This is a genomic window from Bartonella sp. AD328YNZD (assembly GCF_042196425.1).
This window is the reverse complement of record NZ_JBHIQG010000320.1, coordinates 1-2,621: the sequence shown is the minus strand read 5'-3', so window position 1 is coordinate 2,621 and position 2,621 is coordinate 1. Positions and strand designations below refer to the sequence as shown.

3 protein-coding genes are annotated in these 2,621 nt (G+C 41.0%); all 3 read left to right on the top strand.

Going from position 1 to position 2,621, the window contains the following annotated elements; translation table 11 throughout:
- On the top strand, window positions 1–624 hold a 624-nt coding region (locus tag ACFIO3_RS11205), incomplete at its 5' end, for a type I glyceraldehyde-3-phosphate dehydrogenase (RefSeq protein WP_375704474.1).
- A 510-nt stretch (window positions 625–1,134) separates the two neighbouring features.
- Window positions 1,135–2,328: a phosphoglycerate kinase gene (locus ACFIO3_RS11200; protein WP_375704475.1), complete on the top strand. Its 1,194-nt coding sequence runs from the start codon at window positions 1,135–1,137 to the stop codon at window positions 2,326–2,328.
- Window positions 2,329–2,439: 111 nt separating this feature from the next.
- Window positions 2,440–2,621, top strand: a 182-nt coding sequence (locus ACFIO3_RS11195; protein ID WP_375704473.1) for a class I fructose-bisphosphate aldolase, incomplete at its 3' end; no start/stop codon positions are given.

Below are 2,621 nucleotides of genomic sequence, written 5' to 3'. Positions count from 1 at the left end.
GATCTTACGGTTGTCTATGGGGTTAATCATCAATCTTTAAGCAAAGAGCATCGCGTTGTTTCAAATGCTTCTTGTACAACCAATTGTTTGGCGCCTGTTGCACAAGTTTTACACAACACGGTGGGCATTGAAAAGGGCTTCATGACAACCATCCATTCTTATACGGGTGATCAACCTGTATTGGATACAATGCATCGGGACCTTTATCGTGCACGTGCGGCAGCTCTTTCTATGATTCCTACCTCAACAGGAGCGGCAAAAGCTGTGGGATTGGTCTTGCCAGAATTAAAGGGATTGCTTGATGGTGTATCGATTCGTGTTCCAACCCCTAATGTTTCTGTGGTTGATTTGACATTTATTGCTAAGCGTTCCACAACAATCGAAGAAATTAATACAGCTATTGCTGCTGCTGCACAAGGTTCTTTGAAGGGAATTTTAGACACGACAGAAGAGAAACTCGTGAGTTGTGATTTTAATCATAATCCTTATTCAGCGATTTTCCACAATGATCAAACCAAAGTAATTGATGGTCAGCTCTGTCGTGTTTTGGTTTGGTATGATAATGAATGGGGCTTTTCTAACCGTATGAGTGATACGGCTGTGGCTTTTGCTAAGACAATATAAGAGGACCTCAGGGTCCTCTTTTTATATGAAAAAGTCTCATTTTTGTGCAATTTTGAGAAAAACAGATAGAGGCTGTTGTTCTCATGCGCTAGAGAGAAGAGCTATTGAAACATTGATGATGTGTTTTGTTTTAATACTGGGTCAATACGTGCTTTTAAAAGCTGAATAAAAGAATAAACTTTGAAAAAGCAAGATCTGAACGAGATACCCTTTGAGAAAATGTCATAAAAAAGGAGATGTAAATTCTTTTGCCTAGAAGTAAAAGGAAGCTTTAATAGAGATCAAGTTGAGCCAATGCATTTGTTTGCCACAATGGAATATGAAGATTAATAGCAATGGTGGGCTTTTGTACATTTGACGATAAAAGCTTTGGATTTTTAAGCACAGGGTGAGAGATAGGATGTTGTGGATCTCTTGTAAAAGCAAAGAGGGGATAATTGGAAAGAAAAGTGGGCAGGGTTGTTGGATGCGTTTTTATTTGAAACAATGGAAAGTGAAGAGGAAGCAGTGATGGGGTTTCGTACACTTGATGATGTTGATGTTTTGGGCAAACGTGTTCTTGTGCGCGTGGATTTTAATGTTCCTATGGCACTGGGCAAAGTTTGTGACGAGACACGTCTTGTACGACATAAAGAAACACTCGTTGAGCTACAAAAGCGTGGTGCTAAACTTATTCTGCTTTCTCATTGTGGTCGCCCCAAAGGAAAGGTAGAACAAGAGTTTTCACTCCGTCCTGTTGTACAAGTATTGGAAAAGATCATTAATCAGCCGGTTGCTTTTGCTCCTGACTGTATCGGTTCGGCGGTGCAGGTTGCAGTTGAGTCATTACAAAATGGGAGTGTTTTACTGCTTGAAAATGTTCGTTTTCATTCAGGGGAAGAAAAAAATGATTGTTCTTTTGCAGAAGCTTTGGCTCATAATGGCGATCTCTATGTTAATGATGCTTTTTCAGTTTCTCATCGTGCCCATGCTTCGGTAGAGGGCATAACGCATTTGTTGCCTTCTTATGCGGGGCGTTCTTTGCAAGGTGAATTGCAGGCATTAGAAAAAGGATTGGGCAATCCAACACGTCCTGTAATTGCCCTTGTGGGAGGTGCCAAGGTTTCTAGTAAGCTTTTTGTGCTCAATCATTTGGTGGAAAAAGTCGACTCTTTGGTTATTGGTGGGGGCATGGCCAACAGCTTTTTAGCGGCGCAAGGTGTTCATGTTGGAAAATCACTGTGTGAACATGCATTGATGGAAACGATTAAAAAAATCATTAAAAAAGCGCAAGAGTGTCAATGTAAGCTTCTGCTCCCTCAGGATGCTGTCGTTGGATTTCGCTTTGAAAAAGATGCACCGCATCGTCTCTATGACATTGAAGATATTCCACAAGATGGCATGATTATGGATGTTGGTGCACGTTCTATTGCGCATATCAATGCTGCAATTGATGAAGCTGCTACCCTTGTGTGGAATGGACCCCTTGGTGTTTTTGAGATGCCTCCCTTTGATAAGGGAACAATTGCCGTGGCACGCTATGCAGCAGAACGTAGTCAAAAAGGGAAACTGGTTTCAATTGCGGGAGGAGGCGATACGGTTTTCGCCCTTAATCATGCTGGTGTTGCCAATGATTTTACTTATCTCTCGACTGCTGGAGGAGCTTTTTTGGAATGGATGGAAGGTAAGATTTTACCTGGCATTTTTGCCCTTATGCAAGCTTAAATGTCTATTTAAAGTGCAGCTAAAAAAAGAACTGTGTGTTGTTGTGTAGAGTATATCGCGCGTGGTGCGCACTTTTGGAAAATTTAAAGACAAAATAAAGAGGATTTTTTTATGAACGAACGGCTTGAAGATATTGCACTTTCTTTGGTGTATACAGGTAAAGGTATTTTAGCAGCAGATGAAAGTACGGCAACCATTGGCAAGCGTTTTGAAAGTATTGGTGTTGAATCTCATGAAGATAGTCGCCGTGCTTATCGTGAAATGCTTTTTAGCGCAAAAGAAGCTATGGAAAA